Source organism: Erwinia typographi (assembly GCF_000773975.1).
GTDB lineage: Bacteria > Pseudomonadota > Gammaproteobacteria > Enterobacterales > Enterobacteriaceae > Erwinia > Erwinia typographi.
Genome location: NZ_JRUQ01000020.1, coordinates 1 through 3093, shown reverse-complemented (window position 1 = coordinate 3093; position 3093 = coordinate 1). Strand labels below are relative to the sequence as shown.

The window sequence follows — 3093 nt, the reverse complement described above, 5'->3', positions numbered from 1 at the left end:
CACGCCCTAAGACTCTACCCGATGGCTGCGAATGCCGGTTCTGGATCAGTGTGCCTGAAAAATGGATTTCAGGTTAAAAACACGGCGAAAGATGGCATTTTCATACATAAACTCACACATAGCTGCACCATAAGGGGATAGCCCATGCATGATATTCATGGTTATGTGCTATCAAAAGAAGCGATTCAATCTCCTAACCATGAACCATCCCGCCCAACCATACCGCAATGGGAGTATGTTAACGCCCGGAACGGGAACATCAGATTAGCAGATGGATTGCAGATCATAAAATTGTTCGTGCAGTCGCCGTACGTGAGTCGGCAAATATTCTCCGCCGGATTTTAAAACGGTTGCAATTATGGTCATTTGAAGCCATCTCCGTATTTAATTCGCATTTTATCAGAATCTTTAGAAATACCGATAGTTATAACCACGTTCTCAGCCGTCTCATGCGGCAAACGATGGTATTCAAGCGGCATACTGCCGATAGTCAGTCCCATCTGGTGACGGCGAATCACGGCATCAAAAGCTGCTTCATCTGTGCCGCCATAGGCATCAGCAAACCAGCTCCAATCATCGCAGAGGGCCTTTGTCCTATTATTCGACGACCAGCCCATAACTGAAACATGCCACGCTCTGCCTGGGACAGTAGAATGCGGCCGCAGAAACAGATCTTCACGAAAATTAAGGAGCATATGCGGCAATTTATGTATATCGCTATCGGCATCGACCCAAACAATGCGCGGGTAGACATCAAGCATCTGGCGAATAAAGCCCGCCTTAAGGCGCGTGTTAGCAAGCCAGTTGTCACCACTTTCGATGCCGCGAATATCGTGATGCAGCCCCAGACCATCCAGTGAATCCGCCAGCCGTTCGGCCATCTGAGGATAAATCCAGTTTCCAGTAAAAAATGAAACAAATACGGGGCTATACATTAAGCCATTCCTCCATTGCCATCTGTGGGATGCCGCTTAGCTTACCACAACTGACGACGTTAATCTGACCCAACGCACTTGCAAACAGCAACGGAAGGTGACTGAGATCGCGGGTTCGACCTCCTTCGATACGCGACTCTTTAGTAGCATCAACGCCAATCAGGGCTACATCCTTGAACCCCAGATGATAAGCCAGGCCAAGCGCCCCCCAAGCGCTGTTACCAGAATGAATGATGTTTTCGTCTTCAGAAAGCCCAAGAACTGCCGACCACCGCCATAACCACCACGCCGGTGAATACCTGATCATCGGCTCGGCACCACGCCGGGCGAGCCGATGATACAGTTGGACCCCCGGAAGCGTGCACGACAGCCCCGCAGCATGATAGTGAACGCCATCGCGCCGCTGGGAAAGTCGGCGCAGATTTTCAGCCGATGGATCGAGCGTGAAAAAATGATCGGCACGGGGAAGCCAGTCAACTGCGCCATTAACAGCAATGACGGTCACATCATTAGACGGAATGAATCCCCTTGCTGAGGGGCCACTGCCGACAATGACAGCACGGTGCAACCGCTTATCAAAACTCATCGCTTAACATCCCCTTATCACTCCCAGTACTTAAGATTAAGTCATATTTGCAACCCCATCTTAAACGGCTGGCCCCAAGACTATCTTATTCTCAACGCCAGAAAAAATGCACGATAAGATCATCGGGTAGTATATGACGATCAACCATTACCTCTAAATCTACGTCACAACCAGATTTCACACTACGATCAACGCATTGAATACTTAACCCCTAATATGTGGCAACATCCATTTTTATGGTACGCCCATCCATAGAAAAATCCATACTCAGTGATTTCACTACCATCAATCCTTTTTCTTTGGTGAATGTTTTATCAGTGATCGGACAGAAAAGGTCTATGAAATCAATACTGTTTTTTTTATAAACAAAACCACCAATAAGTGGCGGAACAATGGCATACATAACGGGGACTAACCCCATCATTGAAGTAGCAGGAAGGCCGATTAAGTGTTCTTCAAGGTCGCCATCCTGCTGTGTATTCTGAATATAAAAATACAATGGTGTACTTATAAATAAGAAAGCATTTTCATGCATATTCAGTAACAAGAATCTAATCAACTCTTTAGCATTTTCAGCAGAAATATGCTCAATGACATCCAAGAGACATATAATGTCATATTCTTTCAGTTTATTAATGGGGATTTCGTGTGCTAAACCATGCCAGATATTTCTGTATATTTTCTTTGAAATTAATTCACCATTATAACAATTTGGTTCAAAGCCATCAATGCCATCAATCTCCCAATTTATTATTGATGCATTATTTTTTATTAATCTCCCCAAGTCGCCAACTCCAAATCCAATATCTAAAATTTTTCCTCCTTCAGAATCAAGAAGATCAAATATGATTTTTTTTGGGGCAGCTGATCTTCCTTTAGAGCTTTGAAGGAACATTTTATTTTTTGCAACTAATTTGAAGTCATTGACAATAACATTTAACATAAGTCACCTATTTTTTTTAGCTTAATAATTACATCCGGGCGCTGGTGCAAAAATCGGGAAATGATAAAACTGTACTAGTCAGACCTGATCTGACAGTCACTGATTATTTATACAGGTGTCTGTCGGATTAAATCTGGTTCAGATTCTTTTCTGCCCAGACTCGTTTCCCATCAAGTAAAGTGGCCATTGGCGTACGCCCGCAGCACATTTTCCCCTGATGCGTTCGCTCATTATTGTAATGCCACAGCCAGTTGTCCAGATCCGTCTGAAGGCTTTCCAGGTCTCCGTATAACTTCTTGCGGAACGTAACCTGATAAAAATCCTGTAAAATGGTTTTATGGAAGCGCTCGCAGATACCGTTCGTCTGCGGAGACATCGCTTTCGTTTTCGTATGGTCAATATCGTTGATAGCCAGATACAGCTGGTAATCATGCTGTTCCACTTTACCACAGTACTCCGTCCCCCTGTCGGTTAGTATTCTCAGCATCGGCAGCCCCTGAGACTCATAGAACGGCAATACGCGATCATTGAGCAGGTCAGCAGCGGTGATCGGCGTTTTACTCGTATACAGCTTGCAATGTGCCACTTTCGAATACGTATCCAACGAACGGTCGAGTCCGTCAAGGTGG

4 protein-coding genes are annotated in these 3093 nt (G+C 45.0%); all 4 read right to left on the bottom strand.

Going from position 1 to position 3093, the window contains the following annotated elements:
* Positions 1-362 precede the first annotated feature (362 nt).
* On the bottom strand, positions 363-935 hold the full coding sequence (locus NG99_RS06035) for a hypothetical protein (protein ID WP_034889512.1): 573 nt from the start codon (positions 933-935) through the stop codon (positions 363-365).
* Positions 928-1521: a hypothetical protein gene (locus NG99_RS06030; protein ID WP_034889509.1), complete on the bottom strand. Its 594-nt coding sequence runs from the start codon at positions 1519-1521 to the stop codon at positions 928-930. Before NG99_RS06030 ends, NG99_RS06035 begins: the two co-directional genes overlap by 8 nt.
* A 211-nt stretch (positions 1522-1732) precedes the next feature.
* On the bottom strand, positions 1733-2464 hold the full coding sequence (locus tag NG99_RS06025; RefSeq protein ID WP_052130577.1) for a methyltransferase domain-containing protein: 732 nt from the start codon (positions 2462-2464) through the stop codon (positions 1733-1735).
* A 127-nt stretch (positions 2465-2591) separates the two neighbouring features.
* The coding region (locus NG99_RS06020; protein WP_034889506.1) for an IS481 family transposase at positions 2592-3093 on the bottom strand (502 nt) is incomplete at its 5' end.